The sequence below is a fragment of the Agromyces sp. Marseille-P2726 genome (genome assembly GCF_902809835.1).
GTDB lineage: Bacteria > Actinomycetota > Actinomycetes > Actinomycetales > Microbacteriaceae > Agromyces.
In genome coordinates, this window is sequence record NZ_CADDWM010000013.1 from 1 (window position 1) to 22038 (window position 22038).

Consider the following 22038-nt stretch of genomic DNA (forward strand, 5'->3'; position numbering starts at 1 on the left):
ACGTCGGGCCCGCCTTCGCCCGCGCCGGCGTCCCCGGGCCCGCTGCCCCCGATCCCCCCCCCCCCGGCGCCGCCCGCCGAGCTGCCGCCGCTGCCGGCTCCCGGGTCCGAACCTGATTCCGGGCCCTCGCCGGCCGTGGCCCCGCCGACCGACAGCGCACCCGAGCCCGAGCCCGAGCTCGAGGCGGAACCCGAGCCCACGAAGAAGCCGGGTCGCGACACCGCCCCCGGTCAGCTCAAGAAGAAGAATCCGGGTGAAGTCGGCGGGACCGACGACGACGGCTGATTCCGGCACCGTCGCCATCGCGCCACGCGCCGTGTACAGCTTCGGCACATGCCGAGTTCATGACCCGTTCAGATTCACGTGTTCGGCTAGGTTGAGCCCGACGCCCGCAGCGCGTCAACCGCAACCGATGGGAACCCCCAAGTGACCATTCGAACGGCCGAGTACCCGAGGCCGGATCATTTCCTGCTCCACATCAGCGACACGCACCTGCTCGCGGGCGGGGGCCGGCTCTACGATCGCGTCTCGAGCGAGTACCACCTGCAGTCGCTGTTCGACGAATTCGAGGCTTCCCGAGCTCGGCCTGAGGCCATCGTCTTCACCGGCGACCTCGCCGATCGGGGCGAACCCGATGCGTACGACCGCATTCGCCGTATCGTCGACCCGGTCGCCGAGCGGCTCGGTGCCCAGGCGATCTGGGTCATGGGCAACCACGACGATCGGGCGGCGTTCCGACGCGGGCTGCTCGCGGATCGCATCGGCGCGCAGCGACCAGTCGATCGCGTCGATGACGTCAACGGGTTGCGCGTGATCACCCTGGACTCGACGGTGCCGGGCCACCACCACGGCGAGGTCGCGCCCGAGCAACTCGACTGGCTCGCCGAGGAGCTCTCGATCCCCGCGCCGCACGGCACGATCCTCGCGATGCACCATCCGCCCGTGCCGAGCGTGCTCGACCTCGCCGTGTCGGTGGAACTGCGGGATCAGGCGGAGCTCGCCGAGGTGGTCGAGGGCAGCGACATCCGTTCGATCATCGCCGGGCACCTGCACTACTCGTCGACCGCGACGTTCGCGGGGGTGCCGGTCTCGGTCGCGTCCGCCAGCTGCTACACGCAGGACCTCAACGTGCCGGTGGGCGGTACGCGCGGTCGCGACGGCGCCCGGGCGTTCAACCTCGTGCACGTGTACCCGACGACGGTGCTGCATTCGGTCGTGCCGCTCGGCTCGTTCCCGGCGCTCGACTTCATCGACGCCGACGAGAGCGCCCGTCGGCTGCTCGCGTCGGGCGTTCGCATCCCCGATGCCGCGACGCCGGCGGCGCCGAAGGAGCCGCCCTTCACCATGCCGATCCCCGTGCTCGCCGGCTGACGCCTACCCCGTCATCGAGGAGCGCCCGGCGCCAGCCCGGTCGTCGAGTAGCGCCCGGCGCAGCCGGACGCGTATCGAGACGTTGCCCGAGGATCTCGATACGCGTCGCCTCCGGCGGCGCTACTCGATCACCGCCGGGCGCGCATCAGGGATCTCGATACGCGTCGCCTCCGGCGGCGCTACTCGATCACCGCGCGGCGCAGCCGTCGCCTCCGGCGGCGCTACTCGATCACCGGGCGGCGCAGCCGTCGCCTCCGGCGGCGCTACTCGATCACCGGGCGGCGCAGCCGTCGCCTCCGGCGGCGCTACTCGATCACCGGGCTTCCTACGCCGTGAGCTCGGGCACGGATGCCGCTGCGTCGTCGTCGTCCGCGGCATCCGCGACCGTCTTCTCCCACGGCGCCGGGAACGGGAAGTATCGCTCGAGGAAGTCGGTGACGGCCGCGGTGCGTTCCTCGACGGGGATCTCGGGACGGCTGCCGTCGTTGAGGCAGAACATGTCCTGGTCGCGGCGCTTGAGCAGGCGCCGCATCGCGGGCAGGGCCGAGCGCAGCGTGGTCTCGATGTACTTGACGCGGGCGTCGGTCTGCACGACGGCGCGCCCGGTCAGCAGCCCGTAGTAGTGGTACAGCGAGTTCGTCACCGAGATGTCGGTGGCCGAGCGGAAGGCGCTCGCGGCGGTACGGCGGAACTCCTCGGGGAAGGCCGCCTCGAGCTCGGCCATGACGCTGCGCCGCAGCGGGGCCGCGCAGTGCTCGAGGTGCCGGGTGGTGATCTTGCCGAATCGCTCGCGCAGCAGCGCGCGGTTCACGCGTGCGGCGTTCTCGAATCCGCTGCGCATGGGGTGCGTCTCGCCGAGCCCGATGCGGGTCGTCGCCTCGACGAACTTCGTCACGCCGCCGGGTGAGAAGAAGAGGTCGGGCGACACCGGCCGCCCGAAGAACATGTCGTCGTTCGAGTAGAGGAAGTGCTCGGCGAGACCGTCGATGTGATGCAGCTGGCTCTCGACGGCGTGCGAGTTGTGCGTGGGCAGCACCGAGGGGTCGGCGAACATCTCCTCGCTGCGCACGATGGTGACCTTCGGATGCTTGCCCAGCCACGCAGGTGCCGGCGAGTCGGTCGCGATGAAGATGCGGCGCACCCACGGCGCGAACATGTGCACCGAGCGCAGGGCGTACTTCAGTTCGTCGATCTGCCGGTACCGCGCCTCGGAGTCGTCGCCCTCGCCGACGACGTAGTGCTGCATGCGCTTCGCCCGCTCGCGGAGGAACTCATCGCTCGAGCCGTCGACCCAGGAGAACACCATGTCGATGTCGAAGTCGATGTCGCTCGCGAGCGGCGCGAACATGTTCTGGAGCGTCGGCCACTCGCGGCCGTGCAGGTGCACGGTGTCTTCCAGCGCTTCGGAGCGGGGGAGCGTGCGCCGCATGAGGGCGTTCTCGACGGGCGCCGTGATCATGTCGTCGCCGAAGCGCCAGAGTTCGAGCTGCACGCCGGTCTCGGGGCCGTACCGAAGCCGGCCGACCGGCTCGATGCGCGGACGGTAGAGCCGCACGACGCTCGCCTTGCGGTGCGCCGACAGCCGCCCATCGGCGAGGAGCACGGGGTGCGACTCGGCGGCGCGACGCGGCAGCAGGGTCGTGGAGTAGAACGGCTCGTTCGCGAACGCCGTTGCGAATGCACGGGCGATCGCCTTGCGGTCGGAGCGGTCGACGGCGATGACGAGTCGGTCGTCGTTCCCGCGGACGAGCAGGAAGCGGATGCCGGCCTCGTCGAGTGCCTCGCCGATGGCGCGCAGGTCTTCGACCATCGACTCGTGCGGTGTCATGTGGCCGTTGCGCAGGGCGTACTGGCCCTTGCGGATGACGAGGTCGTCGCGATCGAACCGAAGGGCGTTGGCTCCGGATGCCACGAGCACGAGTTCGGCCGCATCCGCGAGGCGCATCGGGGGAGCGGCGGTCGGCTCCCGTCTCGCGAACGCGTTGCCGTCTTGGGTGTGCCGATCGGCGGGTCGATCGCGGTCGGGACTCGTCACGGAAGGGTGGCCTCCAGGGGTCGGGGCGGTCGAGAAGGTGCCGCGAAGTGAGCGACCCTTCAATTCTACGAGGGAACCGCTCGGGCCAGCGTCGTCGTCCAGCCTCGGTCATCCGGGGTCGACGGACGGACCCCGTGCGCCGATCCAGCCCCCGCCCGACAGCGTCCCAGCGGCTAGCATCGAGGACATGCCCGCCCGACGCGCCCGACCGGCGATCGCCGTCGTCGTGGCGGTGACCTTGCTGCTCGCCGGTTGCGCCGTCAACGAGCAGGGCGACGCCGTGAGCGACCTGTCGGGCACCCTCGATGGTGCCGGTTCGTCGGCCCAGGGCGCCGCGCAGGACGCCTGGATCGCCGGATTCCAGCGCGCCAACGGCAGCGTCACGGTGAACTACGACCCGTCGGGCTCGGGTGCGGGGCGCGAGCAGTTCATCGTCGGCGCCGTCGGCTATGCGGGGAGCGACACGGCACTCACGATCGCCGAGACGGCCGGCGAGCTCGAGAAGTGCCGACCGGGTTCGGGCGCCGTCGACCTGCCCGTGTACCTGTCGCCGATCGTGCTCGCGTTCAACGTCGAGGGCGTCGACCGGCTGCAGCTCGACGCGGCATCCGTCGCCGGGATCTTCTCCGGCGCGATCGAGCGGTGGAACGACCCCGAACTCGTGCGCCTGAATCCCGATGTGCCGCTGCCCGACGCCCGCATCACGGCCGTGCACCGCTCCGACGACTCGGGGACGACCGAGAACTTCACCGACTATCTCGCCGAGGCCGCGCCCGAGGCCTGGCCGCACGAAGCCGACGACGCGTTCCCGTACGAGGGCGAGGCAGCCCAGGGCAATTCCGGCATCTCCGGCGTGCTGCGCGACGGCGTGAACGTCATCGGCTACCTCGACGCATCACGTGCCGAGGGACTCGACGTGGCGAGCCTTCGGGTCGGCGACGAGTTCGTCGCCCCCGATGCGGCATCCGCGGCGGCCGTCGTCGACGTGTCCCCGATCGAGCCGGGGCGCGACGAAGGCGACCTCGTGATCGACGTCGACCGCGCCACGGGGGAGCCGGGCGTGTACCCGCTCGTGCTCGTGAGCTACGTGATCGCGTGCCGTGAGTACCGCGACGAGAACGAGGGCGAGCTCGTGCGCGGCTTCCTCGAGTGGGTCTCGAGCGAGGAGGGCCAGGATGCCGCCGCCGAGGACGCGGGCTCCGCACCGATCTCCCCGGCACTGCGCGACCGGGTGCAGGCCGTCGTGGCCGACATCCGCTGAAGGCGACGCAGCCGCACGCACGAGGCGGCACCGTGGAGCCGGGGTCGGATCCCCTGATCGAGGGACTCCGCGGCCATTCCCACGCGGCCCGGGATGCGCCACACTGAGCGCATGGGATCAGCGTTGACCACCATCGGATTGCCCGTCGCCCTCGGCATCATCATGTTCGGGTTGGGCCTCACGCTCACGCCGCGCGACTTCGCGCGGGTGGCACGGCATCCCAAGGCGGTGATCGTCGCCCTGATCTGCCAGGTCGTCGTGCTTCCGGCGCTGTGCTTCGCGCTCGTCGTGCTGTTCCGGCTGCCGCCCGTGCTCGCCGTCGGCATGCTCCTGCTGGCGGCGTCGCCCGGCGGCACGACGGCGAACCTCTACAGTCACCTGTTCCGCGGTGATGTGGCGCTCAACATCTCGCTGACCGCGATCAACTCCGTGCTCGCCGTCTTCACCCTGCCGCTCATCACGAACCTCGCGATCGCGTACTTCCTGCCCGGCGACGACAGCCTGGGACTGCAGCTCGCGAAGGTGCTCGAGGTCTTCGTCATCGTGCTCGGCCCGGTCGTGCTCGGCATGCTCGTGCGGTGGTGGAAGCCGTCGTTCGCCGACCGCATGGACCGGCCCGTGCGCATCGCTTCGGTCGTGATCCTCGTCGTGGTCATCGCGGGGGCCATCGCGTCGAACCTCGACCTGCTGCTCGAGAACGCGGGCCGGCTCGCGGGCGTCACGGTGGTGTTCTGCGTGCTGAGCCTGACGGTCGGGTACGTCGTGCCGCGACTGCTGCGCGTCGACCGTCGCCAGTCCATCGCGAGCTCGTTCGAGATCGGCATCCACAACGCGACGCTCGCGATCGTGATCGCCCAGACGGTGATCGGCAGCGTCGAGATGAGCCTGCCGGCGGCGGTGTACGGCGTGCTCATGTTCTTCGTCGCGCTGGCGTTCGGGTTCCTGATCCGCGGTCGCGGCGCGAGCGAGGCGACGGATGCCGCGACCGCCGAGGCCCTGACGGATGACGCGGCGATGGATGGCGCGGCCGACACCACCCGATCGGACGCGCCGCGCGAACGGTGAGCGCCCGCGGCGGACGAGCGCCCGACGACCGCCGAACGAGGAGAGGAGATGGGGACCGGACCCGAGGACCCGCTGGTGCGCCGCCGCGACGAGTTGCGACGCATCGTGTACGGCACGCGCGGCGAGCCGTCGCCCGACGTCGTGGAGGAGCTCGAGCGGGTCGAGGATGAGCTCGCCCGTGCGGCCGGCGCCCGCGACGTCGAGCCGGGTCGGGTCACCCTCGGCGGGCGCGCTGCCCAGCAGCACCACGACCTCGCCGATCGGGCACCCGCCGCGCCACGCGCATCGGTGCAGAGCGACGCGCCTCTGCGCTCGGAATCGCCGAGCGAACCGTCTCATCCCGCGGAGGTTCCGGAGTGGGAAGGGCCGGGCGCGCGACGCCGCCGCCCCTGGCTGAAGTGGGTGCTCGCGGCATCCGTCGCCGTCGTCGGCATCGCGCTCGTGGTCGGACCGGTCCGCGACCTGCTGTCGCCGCCGCGCGGGCTCGACGTCTTCGACCGCACCCAGACCGAGGAGGAGCAGGATGCCGCCGACCAGGTCGCGACCGGTGCTCGCCTCGACCCGTACGAGCCCGAGGGCCTGCGGTCGCTCGGCAGCCTGTTCGGGTACCAGTTCTGGACGTACCTCGACGGTGATCGGGTGTGCCTGCTCTCGCAGCGGCAGTACTTCTTCTCGTGGGAGGAGACCTGTTCGACGGTCGACGAGTTCCGGGTGCAGGCGCTCTCGAGGCGCATCTCGACCGACGACATCCGCCAGGGCGCCCGCCCGCCGCGCTGGCAACCGGGCGACGTGATCGTCGTCACGTGGGGTGCGATGTCCATGGAACTCGAGTGGGAGGTCGAGCCCCGTTCGTAGACTGGGAGGGACGCACGGGAGGACACGCATGCAGCCGTTGGTCGAGAGCGACATCCGGGAGTCGTTCAAGAACGCGACCGAATCCGAGCTCGCCCAGATGACCCTGCCGCTCGACTTCCCCCTCACGGAGTGGGCACTCCTCGACGCGTTCGCGTGGCGCGACCCGCGCATCGCCGCCCGCGGCTACCTCGTCACCGAGCTGGATGGGGAGCCGGCAGGTGTGGTCCTGCGGGCCGCCGGGGTGAACGGGTCCCATCATCGAGCGGCGATCTGCAACATCTGCCATACGCATCAGCCGGGGGATCAGGTGCTGCTGTTCTCGGCCCGGCGAACGGGAGCCGCCGGCGAGCGTGGCGACAGTGTCGGCACCTACATGTGCAGCGACCTCGCCTGCCAGGAGACCGTGCGTCTCGGCCGGCCACCTGCGCCGTCCGAGGTGCTGCCGAGCGTGAAGGAGATCGAGCGCATCGAGGCGGTCGCACAGCGCACGCGCGCGTTCGTCGCCGACGTCGTCGGTTCGGCCTGACGCGCGTCAGCGCGCGGCATCGGGGGCCAACGGTTCGAGTGTCGCGCGTTTCGCGACCCGGCCGTCGCCCGATGAGCGACCGGTGAGGCGCCGGCCGATCCACGGCAGCACGAACTCCCGGTAGTACGCGGCGGTGTTGCGGCTCCGGACGCCCGGCGGGGCGGCCGCCACCTCGGCCACGCCCCAGTCCTCGGGCACCGGCACGCCGATCGCGGTGAGCACGTTGCTGGCGACCCGGGCGTGCCCAAGCGAATTGAGGTGCAGCTTGTCGGGCGACCAGTATCGGATGTCGCGCAGCCCGCGGTCGTTGAAGTTGTCGACGAACGTGACGCCGTCGAGCTCGGCGAGGTCGCGGAGCGCCGCCGTGAGCCGTACCCCACGCGCATCGAAGACCCGGCCGAGCGGCAGGTGGTCGGTGGGGTTGGCGCCGCTCAGCATCAGCACGTGGATGCCCTCGTCGCGAATGCGATGCACGGCGTGGCGGAATCGGGCGGCGACGAGATCTTCGGGCATGCGGGGCCGGAGCATGTCGTTGCCGCCGCCGTTGAAGCTGATGACCTCGGGCCGGAGCGCGATCGCGGCCTCGAGCTGCTCGTCGACGATGGGCCCGAGCTTGCGGCCGCGGATCGCGAGATTCGCATACCCGATCGGCTCACGGGCAGCGAGCGCGAGGCCGAGCGCCACGAAGTCGGCCCAGCCGCGAACGCGGCCATCGGGCAGCTCGTCGCCCACGCCCTCGGTGAAGCTGTCTCCGATCGCGACGTACGAGTGGAACATGCGTCAACGCTAGCGCGACGGATGCCGCGGGGTGCCCGCCAGGCGACTCAGCGCGCCTGGTGCTCCCGCTCGAGCTCGCAATCGGCCCCGGGGTACAGCAGCGTCTCGTGCCCGTCGTCGAACTTCACGAGGTACGGCGGCCCGCCGTTCTCGCCGCGGACCTCGAGGATCTCACCCCGTCGGTCGGTCTGCCCGACCTGCTTGCCGTGGATGACCAGGCGATCGCCGGTGGCTGCTCGCATCGTTGCTCCCTCCCGATCGTTCCAGCGTACGCAAGGGCCCGCTGGTGGGGAAGGGGGTCGGATGCCGCGGCCGCGCGGTCAGGCCGTGCCCCGGTCCGCCAGCCGGTTCATCGCGATGAACAGCCGGTTCTTGCGCGTGTTCTGGAATGCGGCGCAGCGCCAGGTGTCGCCGTCGCGCACCATCACGAAGGTCTGCACCTTGTCATGGCGAATACGCGAGCGCCTGCCGAGGCCGCCCTCGGTGAGCACGATCGCGAGGTCGGGACTCGGGAAGCGGAGGTCGAGCACACGTAGTGACATGCGGCTGCCGCGCTGCCACTTCTCGAACACGGAGACGTGCGATCGGCGGATCGCCTCACGCCCGAGGTAGGTGAGCCCGACGTAGATCACGTAGCTGGCGTCGTCGGTGAACTCGGCGGCATAGGCGGCTGCGTCACCGCGGCCCCATGCTGCGCGCATCCGATCGAGCGCGTCGAGGACGCCGGCGCGGTCGGTCTCCGACGGTGGGGACATCTTGCGTGTGTTCATGACGTCGACTCTTGCATGCGTGACGCACTAATGCAAGATGCACTAATGAAGCTCGCAACAGTAGTGGGTACGCTGGTTCCGTGACGAGCCGGGACCAGCTGCAGCGATCCGACCGCGATCTGCCGGCGCTCGCCGTGCTGGCGCTGCTCGCGCAAGGACCTCGACACACCTATGACATGCACCGCTTCATGGTCGACACCCGCAAGGACTTCATCGTCGGCCTGCCCCGGAGCCTGTATCACGCCGTCGACAGGCTCGAGAAGTCGGGTCTCATCACCGAGGCCGGTATCGAGCAGTCGGCGGGCCGTCCCGACCGCGTGCGCTACGCCATCACCGACGCGGGTCGCGCCGACCTGCGCCGAAGGGTCGCGCTGCTGCTCGCCACGCCGGAGCCCGACGCCACCCTCGCGTATGCCGCGCTCTCGTTCATGGGCGTGCTCGGCCTCGACGAGGCGGTGGCCGCACTGCGCTCGCGCGTCGCCGCGATCGACCTGCGGCTCGCGCGGCTCAGGGGCGATCTCGCTGAAGCGCACGGTGTTCCTCGCATCCTGCTGGTCGAGGCGGAATTCGAGCAGGCCAGGCTCGCCGCCGAACGGCGCTGGACAGCCGGGCTGCTCGACGAGCTCGAGTCGGGCGCGCTGCCGTGGCCCGACCTCGCTGCGATGCCGCGGCCGGGCGGGTAGCAGGCACGTCAGTCGACGGCGAGAAGGGCGGCCCAGAGGTCGGCCCGGGCGTGGAAGCCCGACAGGTCGCGTCCGAGGAGCCGTTCGGCGAGCGCGATCCTGCTGCGTACGGTGTGCCGGTGCACGCCGAGCGCCTTCGCGGTCGCGTCGTACTGGCCGCCGTGTTCGAGCCACGTGCGCGTCGTCATCAGGAGCGCGGTGCCCTGCGCGGCGTCGTGATCGGCGATCGGCGCGAGCGTCGCGAGGGCGACGGCCCGGGCGTCGGTGCGCGCGAGAAAGGCCAGCACGCCCTGTCGGCTGATCTCGTCGAACGCCACGACGCCTGCGCCGGCCTCGCGCGCCCGCTCGAGCGCACGCCGCGCCTGCTCGTGCGCGAGGGCGATCCCATCGACCTCGACGGCGTCGGACACGCCGACCGGCACCTCGAACTCGGCCGCGAGCTCGTCGGCGATCGCGACATCCGCATCCTCGAGCACGACGACCACGGTGTCGTCGTCGCGTCCGTAGAAGAGCCGGCCGCCTCGTTCCTCGACCCGGAGCTCGAGCACCTCGGTGAGGCGATCGACGTACTGGGCAGGGGCATCCGTCACCGCGATCCGCAACGGCGGCTCGGGAAGCGGTCCCCACATCTCGGCGGCGACACGCTCGGCCAGCGACACGTCGCCGGCGAGGATGCTGCTCAGTAGGCCGGTGCGCAGGTGCCCACGAGCACGGTCGAGGTCGCGGTGCTGCTCGAGCGCGAGTCCGGCGAGGGCGATCACGGACGTGACGACCTCTCGGCCCGCCTGATCGAGCTCCGCCGAGTCGCCGAGGGCCAGGACGCCTCGCAGGGCGCCGCCCGAGCCGAGCGTCTGGAGCGTGAACCGTTGCGGTGACCCCACTGATTCGCCGGCGACGAGGGTGCGGCTCGCACGCTGTCCGCGGCGGAGCATCGATCGCGCCTCGCCTACGACCTCGCCGAGGGCGGGTTGGTCGAGTCCGCCGTCGGGCGCCTCGCGATCGAGTGTTCCGGAGGCATCGATGAGACCGACCCAGGCGCCGATGCGTCGCGACAGTTCGGAGAGCGTCGCCGTCAGTCCGTCGGGCCGGAGCGCGGCGAGGGAGATCGCGCGCTGCGCGGAGAGCGCCCACGACTGGCGGGCGTGTGCTTCCTCGGCCAGCAGGTCGGCGACGAGACGGGCGATGGCGATGAACGGCGTGCGGTAGGGCACCTCGAAGAGCGGGAGTCCCTGTTCGGCGCACGCGCGGATGAGCGGCTCGGGCGTCCCCGCGCGGATCACCTCGGTGCCGAAGCCGAGGGCCGCGATTCCAGTCTCGCGCAGGCGCCTGACGTAGGCGTCGGCGAACGCAGCGTCGGGTTCACCGCCGTCGGGTTCACCGCCGTCGGGGTCTCCGCCGTCGGGGTCTCCGCCGTGGGCGCCTCCGTCGAACTGCGTGCCCGTCGTGAGGAGGACGTGGCCCGCGTCGAGGAACGGCGTCGGGTCGGCGAGGTCGGAGCTGTGCACCCAGGTGACCGTCGCGGCGAGCGCATCGGCGGGTAGCTCGACGGCCGGAGTGAGCAGGGCGAGAGCGAGATCGCGGCTCTGGAGCAGGGTCTGCACGGTCGGCTGCACGTGGCCTCCTCGTTTCGCTGAGCTCGTCGAAGTGGACCTGTGCCGACTCGGCGCGCTCCCTTCCACAGGCCCAGAGAGCGATCTGTACATGACGTCCATGAACCCGCACATGAGTGTACACGCGGGCGCTGAGGCATCCGCTCGACCACGTCCTAGCATTGCGGCATCCGTCACCCCCGTCACCTCGCATCGGAGCAGCAATGACCCTCGTCGACAGCCCGGCCACCGTCATCGGCGGGCCGGCCCTCAGCCAGAAGCGCCGCCTCGTCACCGCCATTCCCGGCCCGCGATCGCAGGAGCTCATGGCGCGCAAGGCCGAGGCCGTGGCCGCGGGCGTCGGCACCACGATCCCCGTCTCCGTCGTCGCGGCTGGAGGCGGCGTGCTCGTCGACGCCGACGGCAACTCGCTCATCGATCTCGGCTCGGGCATCGCCGTCACCGGCGTCGGCAACGCCAACCCGCGTGTCGTCGAGGCCGTCACCGCGCAGCTCAACGCGTTCACCCACACGTGCTTCACGGTCGCGCCGTACGACTCCTACGTCGCCGTCGCCGAGCGGCTCAACCAGCTCACGCCCGGCGATCACGTCAAGCGCTCGGCCCTGTTCAACTCGGGAGCCGAAGCCGTCGAGAACGCCGTCAAGATCGCGCGCCACCACACGAAGCGCCAGGCGGTCGTCGCGTTCGACCACGCCTACCACGGCCGCACGAACCTCACGATGGGCCTGACCGCGAAGAACATCCCGTACAAGAGCGGCTTCGGCCCGTTCGCGTCGGAGGTCTACCGCGCGCCGCTCTCGTACCCGTATCGCGACGGCGGCCTCTCGGGCGCCGACGCGGCTGCCCGCGCCATCCTGCAGATCGAGAAGCAGGTCGGTGCCGAGAACCTCGCCGCCGTGATCATCGAGCCCATCCAGGGCGAGGGCGGCTTCATCGTGCCGGCCGAGGGCTTCCTGCCCGCGCTCGTGAAGTGGGCGAACGAGAACGACGTCGTCTTCATCGCCGACGAGGTGCAGACCGGCTTCGGGCGCACGGGCGCCTGGTTCGCCAGCGAGCACGAGGGCATCGTGCCCGACCTCGTCGTCACGGCGAAGGGCATCGCGGGCGGCCTGCCGCTGTCGGCGGTCACCGGCCGCGCCGAGATCATGGATTCCGCCATGGCCGGCGGGCTCGGCGGCACCTACGGCGGCAACCCGCTCGCCTGCGCCGCCGCCCTGGCCGCGATCGAGTCGTACGAGGCGGACGGCCTCATCGAGCGGGCCCGCGAGATCGGCGCAGTGCTGATCGGGCGCCTGAACGCCCTGCGCACCGGCGACGCCCGCATCGGCGACGTGCGGGGACGCGGCGCGATGGTCGCGATCGAACTCGTCCACCCTGAGACGGGTGAGCCCGACGCCAGGCTCACCGCTGATGTCGCGGCGTACGCGCACGCGAACGGGGTCCTCGTGCTGACCTGCGGCACGTATGGCAATGTCATCCGGTTCCTGCCGCCGCTCACCATCTCCGACGAGCTGCTCACCGAGGCGCTCGGCGTCGTCGCCGACGCACTGAGGGCGGAATGACCAGTGGCTGGCGCGCCGACGAGGCGAAGTCCAGACTGGAAGAGCGGATGCTGAACGCCTGGGACCCGACCGACCGCCCCCACCACACGAACGGAACGCACTGATGACCGACACCCTGCAGACCACCAAGGAAACCGAACTCCTCGACCGCGTCGCCGACGGGCTCTTCATCGCCGGCGAATGGGGCCCGGCCGAGGGCGGCAAGACCTTGACCGTCTCCGATCCATCGACCGGCAAGACGATCAAGGAGATCGCCGACGCGTCGCCGGCCGACGGCATCCGCGCCCTCGACGCGGCCGTCGCCGCACAGGAGTCCTGGGCTGCGACTCCGCCGCGCGAGCGCGGTGAGCTGCTCCGCCGCGCGTTCGATCGGCTCCAGGAGCGCAAGGAGGACTTCGCGCTGCTCATGACGCTCGAGATGGGGAAGCCGCTCGTCGAGGCCCGCGGCGAAGTGGCCTACGGCGGCGAGTTCCTTCGCTGGTTCAGCGAGGAGGCGGTTCGCATCACCGGGCGGTACGGGCTCAACCCCGAGGGCACGGGTCGGATGATCGTGTCGCAGCGACCGGTCGGTCCGTCGTTCTTCATCACGCCGTGGAACTTCCCGCTCGCGATGGCCACGCGCAAGATCGCGCCCGCACTGGCCGCCGGATGCACCGTGGTCATCAAGCCCCCGGCCCTGACGCCGCTCACCACGATCGCGTTCGCGCAGCTGCTCGAAGAGGTGGGTCTGCCCAAGGGTGTCGTCAACGTCATCTCGACGAGCACCTCGTCGAAGGTGTCGAGCCCCATCATCGCCGACCCGCGGCTTCGCAAGCTCTCGTTCACGGGTTCGACCGAGGTCGGCCGCAGCCTCATGCAGCAGGCGGCGCAGGGCATCCTCCGCACGTCGATGGAGCTGGGCGGCAACGCGCCTTTCGTCATCTTCGAGGACGCCGACCTCGACAAGGCGGTCGACGGCGCGATGATCGCGAAGTTCCGCAACATCGGCCAGGCGTGCACCGCCGCGAACCGCTTCATCGTGCACGAGTCGGTCGCCGACGAGTTCGCGAAGCGCGTTGCCGAGCGGGTGCAGTCCATGCGCGTCGGACGCGGCACCGAGGACGGCATCAACGTGGGCCCCCTCATCGACCAGAACGCCGTCGACTCCACCGATGAGCTCGTGCAGGACGCGGTCGGCCTGGGCGCGACCGTGCTCACCGGAGGAACCCGCATCGACGGCGACGGTACCTTCTACGCGCCGACCGTGCTCGCGGGTGTTGCGGCGGGCAGCCGCATGCTCAAGGAGGAGATCTTCGGGCCGGTGCTCGGCATCACCACCTTCGCCGACGAGGATGAAGCGGTGCGTCTCGCGAACAACACCGAGTACGGCCTCATCTCGTACGTGTTCACGCAGGACCTCGCTCGCGGCCACCGCATGATCGAGCGGCTCGCCACCGGCATGATGGGCCTCAACACGGGGCTCGTCTCGAACGCGGCGGCGCCATTCGGCGGCGTGAAGCAGTCGGGCATCGGTCGTGAGGGCGGCATCGAGGGCATCCACGAGTACCTCGACACGAAGTACACGCTCATCCCGCTGAGCTGAGCACCGGTGGTCGAGGCGCGACCGCCGGAGGCGGACGCGTCTCGAGACGCACCGGTGGTCGAGTAGTGACCGCCGGAGGCGGACGCCTATCGAGACCGAACCGGTGGTCGAGTAGTGAGCGCCGGAGGCGGACGCGTATCGAGACAGAACCGGTGGTCCAGTATTGACCGCCGGAGGCGGACGCGTATCGAGACCGAACCGCTGCGTCTCGATACGCGTCGCACTTCGCGCGACGCTCCTCGACGACCGGCTGTCACGTACAGGAAACTGGAATCATGGAGCGGATCGACTGCGACGTCGTGATCGTCGGCGCCGGGGCATCCGGCCTCACCGTCGCAACCCGGCTGAAGGATGCCGGTCGCTCCGTCATCGTGCTCGAGGCACGAGACCGCGTGGGCGGACGCCTCTGGACCGACGTGATCGACGGCGCCATGCTCGAGATCGGCGGTCAGTGGGTCTCGCCCGACCAGGATGCCCTCATCGAGACGCTCGACGAGCTCGGCCTCGAGACGTACCCGCGCTACCGCGATGGCGTGAACGTCTACATCGGCCCCGACGGCGAGGTGAAGAAGTTCGAGGGCCAGATCTTCCCGGTGCCCCCGGCGACGGAGCAGGAGATCCTCACGCTCATCGAGAAGCTCGACGCCCTCGTGGCGGAGATCGACCCCGATCGTCCGTGGGATCACCCGGATGCGAAGGACCTCGACGAGATCTCGTTCGCGCGCTGGCTCGAGACGCAGACCGACGACGAGGAGGCCCGCGAGAACGTCGGCATGTTCATCGCCGGCGCGATGCTCACGAAGCCGGCGCACGCGTTCTCGGCCCTGCAGGCGCTGCTCATGGCGGCGTCCGCCGGCTCGTTCTCGAACCTGGTCGACGCCGACTTCATCCTCGATCGCCGCGTCGTCGGCGGCCTGCAGCAGCTGCCGCTCCGCCTCGCGGAGCGGCTCGGCGGGGCCGTGCGGCTGGGCCAGCCGGTGCGAATCGTGCGTTGGACGCAGCCCGCTGATGAGCGACCGGATGCCCCGGGGCCGCGCGTCGTCGCCGTGACCGACACGTTCGAGGTGCACACCCGACACGCCGTGCTCGCCGTGCCGCCCATCCTCATCGACCGCATCTCGTTCGAGCCGCCGCTGCCGCGCCGCCAGCACCAACTCCACCAGCACCTCTCGATGGGCTTCGTGATCAAGGTGCACGCGGTGTACGAGACGCCGTTCTGGCGTGGCGCGGGCCTGTCGGGCACGGCGTTCAGCCCGTACGAGCTCGTGCACGAGGCGTACGACAACACGAACCACGACGACCCGCGCGGCACGCTCGTCGGCTTCGTCGCCGACGAGGCCGCCGACGAGGTGTTCCAACTGAGCTCCGAGCACCGGAAGGCGCGCATCCTCGAATCGCTCTCGCGCTACTTCGGAGATCAGGCGCTGCATCCGCTGGTCTACTACGAGAGCGACTGGGGCTCCGAGGAGTGGACGCGCGGCGCCTACGCCGCGAGCTTCGACATGGGCGGGCTGGCGCGGTACGGCAGGTTCCTGCGCGAGCCGGTCGGGCCGATCCACTTCTCGTGCAGCGACATCGCGGGCAAGGGGTACCAGCACGTCGACGGCGCCATCCGCGTGGGCCGCGAGGTCGCCGACGAGATCCTCGCCGCCGACGGCTGACGCGCTACCGCTCGCGACGCCCGCCCCGGTACCGTGAGCAGCGGAGCGTCCGACGGGGGCGCGGATATGGGGGAGATCAGCATGGCTTCACTCGATGACATCAAGCGCAGCCTCCCGCTGAGCGACATCGCGGCGCGGCTCGGCGTCGACGAGGCGACCGCGAGCAAGGCGGTCGACGATGCCCTTCCCGCCCTGCTGGCGGGTATGGGCGCCAACGCGACGGATCCGGCCGGGGCCGCATCGCTCGAGCGAGCGGTCACCTCGCACGACCCGTCGCTGGTGGAGGGCGGCGTGAATCTCGCCGATGTCGACGAGGGCGACGGCCAGAAGATCGTGCGCAATGTGTTCGGCAACAACACCGACCAGGTGGTGCAGGCGCTCGACGCCAAGGAATCGAAGGAGGGAACGGGCGGCAACCTCATCGGCAATCTGCTGCCGATCCTGGCGCCGATCGTGCTGGCCTTCCTCGCCAAGCAGTTCTCGAAGAAGCAGCAGGCGCCGGCCGAGTCGGAGGCATCAGAGGGCGGCGGCATCGGCGACATCCTCGGCGGGCTCCTCGGCGGCGGCAAGCGCTGAGCTGACGAGGGTCTCGATACGCGTCGCCTGCGGCGGCGCTCCTCGACCACCGGGTGTCGGCGGCGGCGGCGCTCCTCGACCACCGGGTGTCGGCGGCGGCGGCGCTACTCGACCACCGGGTGTCGCCTGCGGCGGCGCTACTCGACCACCGGGCCGCGCATAGACTGGCCGGGTGCCTGTGAATCCCGAGCTGCAGGGGCGGGTGTTCCCGCCCACCGAGCCCTACCTCGTCGGCCGTGAGAAGGTGCGAGAGTTCGCCCGCGCGGTCTTCGCGACGAACCCGCTGAACCTCGACCCCGAGGCAGCCCGCGCAGCCGGCTACGACGACGTCGTGGCGCCCCCCACGTTCGCCGTGGTCATGCAGGAGAAGACGCTCGCGCAGCTGCTCGCCGAACCCGACGCGGGCATCGACTTCTCGCGGGTCGTGCACGGCGACCAGCGATTCACGTCGTCACGTCCGATCGTGGCCGGCGACCTGCTCACGGCGACCCTCACGGTCTCGAGCGTGAAGACGCTCGGGGCGCACTCGATGGTGACGGCCGAGTCGTCGGTGACGGATGCCTCGGGTGCCCACGTCGTGACCGCGGTCTCCACCCTCGTCGTGCGAGGGGAGGACTGATGGCCGCGGCATCCGCCTCCGTTCCGTCGTTCGATGCGCTCGAGGTCGGCGACCTCGTCGCCGAGCGGTCGTTCGAGCTGACTCGCGACTCGCTCGTGCGGTACGCCGGGGCATCCGGCGACTTCAACCCCATCCACTACCGCGACGACGTCGCACGCGAGGTGGGACTGCCCGGCGTGCTCGCACACGGCATGCTCACGATGGGCTTGGCCGTGCAGCCCGTCGTCGACTGGGCCGGCGACCCCGGGCGCGTCGCCGACTACCAGGTGCGCTTCACGCGCCCGGTCGTCGTCGACCCCGAGGCGGGGGCCGTCGTCTTGGTCGTCGCCAAGATCGGCCAGCTCGACGCCGACGCCCGGGTGGCACGCGTCGACCTCACCGTGACGTTCGACGACCAGACGGTGCTCGGCAAGGCACAGGTTCGGGTGTCGCTCGGCTGACATGGCAGAGACGTCCTTCTCCGAGCTCACGACGCTGCACGTCGGCGGCCCGATCCGTCGACTGGCCACCGCGACGACGGATCGCGACCTCGTCGAGCTCGCCGGCGAGGCGTGGTACGGCGGGGAGCCGTGGCTCGTGCTCGGCGGCGGCTCGAACCTGCTCGTCGGCGACTCCGGGTTCGACGGCACGGTGATCCGGGCTGCGAACCGCGGCATCGAGGTGGTGTCGAGCGACGGCGCCGCGGCGTCCCTTCGACCGGCTCAGGGCGGCGCCGTGCGCGTCCGCGTGCAGGCAGGCGAGAACTGGGACGACCTCGTCGCCTGGACGATCGAGCAGGGCTACTCGGGCTTCGAGGCACTGTCGGGCATCCCCGGTTCGGTGGGCGCCGCGCCCGTGCAGAACATCGGCGCCTATGGGCAGGAGCTGTCGTCGACCCTCGTCGCGATCGACTTCCTCGACGAGGGAGCGGATGCCCCGCGGCGCATGACCGCCGACGAGCTCGAGCTCGGCTACCGCACATCGGTGCTGAAGCGGGGCCTGCGCGGCATCGTCGTCGCGGCCGAGTTCGACCTGCACGACACCGCCGTCGAGCGTGCGGTGCTCGGCGAGGCGCTGGGCCGGCCGATCGCGTACCCGCAGCTGGCCGACGCCCTCCGTGTCGACCTCGGCGATCGCGTGCCGATCTCGCGGGTGCGTGAGGCCGTGCTGGCCCTCCGGGCGTCGAAGGGCATGGTGCTCGATTCGGCCGACCAGGACTCCGTGAGCGCCGGTTCGTTCTTCACCAATCCGATCGTGACCGAGCGTGTCGCGCGCACGCTTCCGGGCGATGCCCCGCGCTGGTACGTCGAGGAGGAGGCACCCGACGAGGTCATCCCGCTCGACGGCGGGCTCGACGAGTCCCCGCTCGAGCAGTTCCGCGCGCTCGAGGACTCCCTCGCGGCATCCGAGACGGCGACGGATGCCGCGGTGACCGAGCCGCTCGTGAAGCTCTCGGCCGCGTGGTTGATCGAACAGTCGGGCATCCGCCGCGGGTTCGCACTGCCCGGGTCGCGCGCCGCCATCTCGACGAAGCACACGCTCGCGCTCACGAACCGCGGAGGCGCGACCGCCGAGGAGGTCGCGCAGCTCGCGCGCTTCGTGCAGAGCCGGGTGAGCGCGGAGTTCGGTATCGTGCTGCAGCCCGAGCCGGTGCTCATCGGCGTGGAGCTCTAGGCGGCCTCAGTTTGCCTCGCATAGGTCCCGGGTCGCTCGAGCGTGCCGCACGCTCGCCGCTGCTGCCAATATGGTGCACATGAGGCTCGCCGACGACGGCATCCGCCGTGTATCGCCGGTTCGGCAGGTGCTGACGATCTTCGGCGACTACTGGTGGCACGTGGAGGAGCCGATGCCGACCGGGGCGCTCGTCGCCGCGCTCGCAGACCTGGGTGTGAAGGAACCGGCCGCGAGAGCGACCTTGACTCGCATGACGCGAACCGGGCTGCTGACGGTCGATCGCGCCGGCCGGCGGACGGTGCACCGACTCACCCAGCGGGCCGTCGGGATCGTCGACGAAGAGGCCGAGTGGCTCGACTCATTCGGCGTGGAGGAGTCCCCTTGGGACGGATTCTGGAGCGTGCTGGCATTCTCGATCCCCGAGTCGCAGCGCGCCACGCGCCACCTCGCCCGCTCGCGCCTCAGGTGGCTCGGATTCGCGCCGCTGTACGACGGCCTGTGGATCTCGCCCGGCGACCGGGCATGGGAGGCGATGGCGCAGCTGCGCGAACTGGACGTCAAGGACGTCACCTCGATGCGCGCCAGCCTGCATACTTCGATCGAAGGTGGGCCCCAGACGGCGTGGGACCTCGACGCCGTCGCCGAACAGTATCGCGAATTCGCTGACGCGCTCGACCTCGCGGTTCCCTCGCTGAGCGCGACCGAGGCCTTCGCGGAACGCACGCGCCTGATGCTCCGCTGGCAGGCGTTTCGCATTCTCGATACCGGAATGCCCTCCGAGCTCCTTCCGTCGGGCTGGCCCCGGGTGGCCGCCCGGCGTGCGTGGGCGCACCGGTACAACGAGCTCGGCGATGCCGCGGAGGCGCGCCTGCGGGAACACGTGGGAGGCATCGCCGAGGAGCTCTCGCGGCTGGTCACCGCACGCCGGTTGGTGGAATGAGGACCTTGAGTGGACTTTTCATTGACGATCGTTACTCGGAGTTCTACTCTGTGGCAAGGGCGGTGGCAAGGACGCTCCGTCCGGTGACGACGACGTCGACGGAGGATTCAATGAAGAGTTCGAGGACAGGCCCAGTCGCGATGGGGGTGCTCGCCACGGGTGGCGCACTCATCGCAGGGCTGCTGATGCCGATGGCCAGCCAGGCCGCGCAGCCGGTGACGATCGAGGTGCTGTCGGGGCGCTCCGACACGGTCTCGGGTGGAGACGCCCTCATCTCCGTGACCGGCGCGAGAAGTGACTTCCGAGTCCTCGCGGCCGGAGTGGATGTGACGGATGGCTTCCGATCACTCGGCGACGGGCTCGTCGGGTTGGTGGAGGATCTACCGCTCGGAGCGAGTGCGATCCAGGTGACGAAGAAGAACGGACAGGTGCAGGCCGAGCTCGAGGTCGAGAACCACCCGATCACCGGACCGGTGTTCTCGGGCCCCCAGCATCCGATGTACTGTACGGCGTCGAATGCGCCGTGGAACCTCGGCCCGGTCGATGAGGACTGCCATGTCGAGAACCCCGTCGTGAGCTACCGCTACCGCACGACGAGTGGCCAGTTCGCGAACTACCCGACCGACGGCTCGACCCCAGCCAACGTCGCCAGCACCACCGTCGACGGTGTCACCGTGCCGTACGTGGTACGGATCGAGCGGGGCACGATCAACCGCGCGGTCTACGAGACGGCGATGCTCCACGAGCCCGGATCACCCGAACCCGCGCCCTGGCAGAGCCCTCCCGGGTGGAACGGCAAGCTCGCCTACACCTTCGGCGGCGCGTGCGGCGTCGGGTACTGGCAGGGTACGAGCACCGGCGGCGTGCAGAACGACCTTCTGCTCAGCCGTGGCTACGCCGTGGCTTCCGCCACGTTGAACGTCTACGCCCAGAACTGCAACGACGTCACGAGCGCCGAGACCGCGATGATGGTCAAGGAGCACCTGATCGAGCAGCTCGGGCCCGTGACCTACACCATCGGCTCGGGTGGTTCTGCCGGCACGATGCAGCAGTTGCTCCTGGCGAACAACTACCCGGGCATCATCGACGGCGTGCTCGGAGAGATCGGCTATCCCGACGAGCGCTCGACCACCATCGGCGGGCATGACTGCCGCGCCCTGCTGAACTACTGGAACTCGGCGGCCGGCGCTGGGTGGACGAATGCCCAGAAGGTCGCGGTCACCGGGCACGCGACACCTGGAACGTGCAACGGCTTCACGTTCTTCGACGGCGTGGACGACCCCAACCGCGGCTGCGCGGCCGCGATCCCTGTCGCCGACCGCTGGTCGCCGACCAACCCCGACGGGCTGCGCTGCACGATCGCAGACATGGTCAAGAACGTGTACGGCACGGATGCCGAGGGCCGTGGCCTTCGCGTCGAGCCCGACAACGTCGGTATCCAGTACGGCCTGAACGCCGTGCGAAGCGGTGAGATCGGGGTCGAGCAGTTCGTGTCGCTCAACGAGCGTGTCGGCGGTATGGACGTCGATGGCGTCCGCACCGCCGAACGATCCGAAGCCAGTCTCGAGGCGATCGAGCGGGCGTATGCCACCGGTCGGATCAACATGATGACGGGCGGGCTCGAATGGATCCCGGTCATCGAGATCCGCAACTACACGGATCCGACGGGCGATTTCCACGAGCGGTATCGCTCCGCGATCATCCGCGAGCGGATGCTGGACGCACACGGGAACGCGGACACCCACGTCAGCTGGACGGGGGCGAACATCGGCGCGAACACCACGCAGATGCGGGTGGCGGCCCTCGACCAGCTCGAGGACTGGCTCGACGCCATCGAGGCTGCCGGCGGCCCGGGTGACCGTGCGCGCACCGTCGAGGCTCGCCCGGCGAACCTCGTCGACGGGTGCTTCGACGCCCAGATGGCCTTCATCCCGGAGGTGCTCGACTACGACGATCCGTCGACGACGTGCAACCAGCTGTATCCGTTCCACTCGCAGCCGCGGGCGGAGGCGGGGATGCCGCTCATCGCCGATGGGATGAAGTGCGAGCTGACCGAGCCCGTGCGCGGCGACTATCCCGCGATGACCGATGAGCAGTGGAACCGCCTGTCGGCCGTCTTCCCGACCGGCGTCTGCGACTGGTCGCAGCGCCCCCAGGGCGTCACCGAGCTCGAGGGCACCTGGCTCGACTTCGGCGCGACCGAACGGGTGGATGCCTCGGCTCCGGTCGTCGAGGGGAAGCCGAGGGTCGGTGAGGCCCTCACCGCTCGGATCGACGTCCCCGACGGCGCTGAAGTCGCCTACCAGTGGGTTGCCGGCGGGACGCCGATCGAGGGAGCCGTCGACGCGACGTTCGCGCCGACGCCAGACCTCATCGGTGTCAGGATCCAGGTGCGTGCCACGGTGTCCGCTGACGGCTACGTCAGCAGGACGCTGATGTCCGACCCGACCAACAAGGTGGTGAGCACAGGCAAGCCCTGACCGGTGCTGCGA

General features: G+C 70.3%; 20 protein-coding genes and 1 pseudogene. 16 read left to right on the forward strand and 5 right to left on the reverse strand.

All coding sequences use genetic code 11. The features are described 5' to 3' along the window. Nucleotides 1–285: pseudogene (locus HUS56_RS17135) on the forward strand (hypothetical protein); the annotation flags it as partial. A gap of 141 nt (nt 286–426) precedes the next feature. Next, on the forward strand, nt 427–1371 hold the full coding sequence (locus tag HUS56_RS08040) for a phosphodiesterase (RefSeq protein WP_173922900.1): 945 nt from the start codon (nt 427–429) through the stop codon (nt 1369–1371). Between the two features lie 325 nt (nt 1372–1696). Here the strand turns inward: HUS56_RS08040 and HUS56_RS08045 are convergent, their stop codons facing one another. Next, the gene (locus HUS56_RS08045) at nt 1697–3316 is read right to left on the reverse strand and encodes a stealth family protein (RefSeq protein WP_173923152.1); all 1620 of its coding nucleotides are present in this window, start codon (nt 3314–3316) and stop codon (nt 1697–1699) included. Nucleotides 3317–3593: 277 nt separating this feature from the next. On the opposite strand from HUS56_RS08045, the gene HUS56_RS08050 reads away from it, so the two are divergent. The 4 genes from HUS56_RS08050 to HUS56_RS08065 all read left to right on the forward strand — a co-directional run bounded on the left by HUS56_RS08050 (nt 3594) and on the right by HUS56_RS08065 (nt 7113). Further along, the gene (locus HUS56_RS08050; protein WP_173922901.1) at nt 3594–4667 is read left to right on the forward strand and encodes a phosphate ABC transporter substrate-binding protein PstS; all 1074 of its coding nucleotides are present in this window, start codon (nt 3594–3596) and stop codon (nt 4665–4667) included. Between the two features lie 111 nt (nt 4668–4778). Then, nucleotides 4779–5732, forward strand: coding sequence for a bile acid:sodium symporter family protein (locus tag HUS56_RS08055; protein ID WP_173922902.1), 954 nt, complete (start codon nt 4779–4781; stop codon nt 5730–5732). 48 nt (nt 5733–5780) lie between these two features. Next, nucleotides 5781–6587, forward strand: a complete 807-nt coding sequence (locus tag HUS56_RS08060) for a hypothetical protein (RefSeq protein WP_173922903.1) — start codon at nt 5781–5783, stop codon at nt 6585–6587. A 28-nt stretch (nt 6588–6615) separates the two neighbouring features. Then, on the forward strand, nt 6616–7113 hold the full coding sequence (locus tag HUS56_RS08065; protein ID WP_173922904.1) for an FBP domain-containing protein: 498 nt from the start codon (nt 6616–6618) through the stop codon (nt 7111–7113). A gap of 6 nt (nt 7114–7119) precedes the next feature. Here HUS56_RS08065 and HUS56_RS08070 read toward each other — a convergent pair whose 3' ends face one another. The 3 genes from HUS56_RS08070 to HUS56_RS08080 all read right to left on the reverse strand — a co-directional run bounded on the left by HUS56_RS08070 (nt 7120) and on the right by HUS56_RS08080 (nt 8660). Next, nucleotides 7120–7890 (reverse strand): SGNH/GDSL hydrolase family protein, encoded by a 771-nt coding sequence (locus HUS56_RS08070; protein WP_173922905.1) that lies wholly within the window; start codon nt 7888–7890, stop codon nt 7120–7122. A gap of 47 nt (nt 7891–7937) precedes the next feature. Continuing rightward, nucleotides 7938–8132: a DUF1918 domain-containing protein gene (locus HUS56_RS08075; protein WP_173922906.1), complete on the reverse strand. Its 195-nt coding sequence runs from the start codon at nt 8130–8132 to the stop codon at nt 7938–7940. A 78-nt stretch (nt 8133–8210) separates the two neighbouring features. Beyond that, nucleotides 8211–8660, reverse strand: a complete 450-nt coding sequence (locus HUS56_RS08080) for an SgcJ/EcaC family oxidoreductase (protein ID WP_217423963.1) — start codon at nt 8658–8660, stop codon at nt 8211–8213. A gap of 80 nt (nt 8661–8740) precedes the next feature. On the opposite strand from HUS56_RS08080, the gene HUS56_RS08085 reads away from it, so the two are divergent. Next, entirely contained in the window at nt 8741–9343 is a 603-nt protein-coding gene (locus HUS56_RS08085) for a PadR family transcriptional regulator (RefSeq protein ID WP_173922907.1), read from the forward strand. A gap of 8 nt (nt 9344–9351) precedes the next feature. On the opposite strand, the gene HUS56_RS08090 is transcribed toward HUS56_RS08085, so the two are convergent. Next, on the reverse strand, nt 9352–10956 hold the full coding sequence (locus HUS56_RS08090) for a PucR family transcriptional regulator ligand-binding domain-containing protein (RefSeq protein ID WP_254431358.1): 1605 nt from the start codon (nt 10954–10956) through the stop codon (nt 9352–9354). A gap of 200 nt (nt 10957–11156) precedes the next feature. On the opposite strand from HUS56_RS08090, the gene gabT reads away from it, so the two are divergent. The 9 genes from gabT (at nt 11157) to HUS56_RS08135 (ending at nt 22026) form a co-directional block, all read left to right on the forward strand. Beyond that, nucleotides 11157–12515 (forward strand): 4-aminobutyrate--2-oxoglutarate transaminase, encoded by a 1359-nt coding sequence (gene gabT, locus HUS56_RS08095; protein ID WP_173922908.1) that lies wholly within the window; start codon nt 11157–11159, stop codon nt 12513–12515. 103 nt (nt 12516–12618) lie between these two features. Next, nucleotides 12619–14097 (forward strand): NAD-dependent succinate-semialdehyde dehydrogenase, encoded by a 1479-nt coding sequence (locus tag HUS56_RS08100; RefSeq protein ID WP_173922909.1) that lies wholly within the window; start codon nt 12619–12621, stop codon nt 14095–14097. Nucleotides 14098–14372: 275 nt separating this feature from the next. Then, nucleotides 14373–15758 carry an NAD(P)/FAD-dependent oxidoreductase gene (locus tag HUS56_RS08105; RefSeq protein WP_173922910.1) on the forward strand — a complete coding sequence of 462 codons (1386 nt, stop codon included), beginning with the start codon at nt 14373–14375 and terminating at the stop codon, nt 15756–15758. Between the two features lie 81 nt (nt 15759–15839). After that, nucleotides 15840–16334 carry a DUF937 domain-containing protein gene (locus HUS56_RS08110; RefSeq protein WP_173922911.1) on the forward strand — a complete coding sequence of 165 codons (495 nt, stop codon included), beginning with the start codon at nt 15840–15842 and terminating at the stop codon, nt 16332–16334. Between the two features lie 172 nt (nt 16335–16506). Next, the gene (locus HUS56_RS08115) at nt 16507–16953 is read left to right on the forward strand and encodes a MaoC family dehydratase N-terminal domain-containing protein (RefSeq protein ID WP_173922912.1); all 447 of its coding nucleotides are present in this window, start codon (nt 16507–16509) and stop codon (nt 16951–16953) included. Next, complete coding sequence (locus HUS56_RS08120) at nt 16953–17393, forward strand: MaoC family dehydratase (RefSeq protein WP_173922913.1); 441 nt, start codon at nt 16953–16955, stop codon at nt 17391–17393. Before HUS56_RS08115 ends, HUS56_RS08120 begins: the two co-directional genes overlap by 1 nt. 1 nt (nt 17394) lies before the next feature. Continuing rightward, nucleotides 17395–18606 (forward strand): UDP-N-acetylmuramate dehydrogenase, encoded by a 1212-nt coding sequence (locus tag HUS56_RS08125; RefSeq protein ID WP_173922914.1) that lies wholly within the window; start codon nt 17395–17397, stop codon nt 18604–18606. 79 nt (nt 18607–18685) lie between these two features. After that, nucleotides 18686–19546 carry a PaaX family transcriptional regulator C-terminal domain-containing protein gene (locus tag HUS56_RS08130; protein ID WP_173922915.1) on the forward strand — a complete coding sequence of 287 codons (861 nt, stop codon included), beginning with the start codon at nt 18686–18688 and terminating at the stop codon, nt 19544–19546. A 110-nt stretch (nt 19547–19656) separates the two neighbouring features. Then, a complete protein-coding gene (locus HUS56_RS08135; protein WP_173922916.1) occupies nt 19657–22026 on the forward strand; it encodes a DUF6351 family protein in 2370 nt (789 codons plus the stop codon). Nucleotides 22027–22038: the final 12 nt, after the last annotated feature.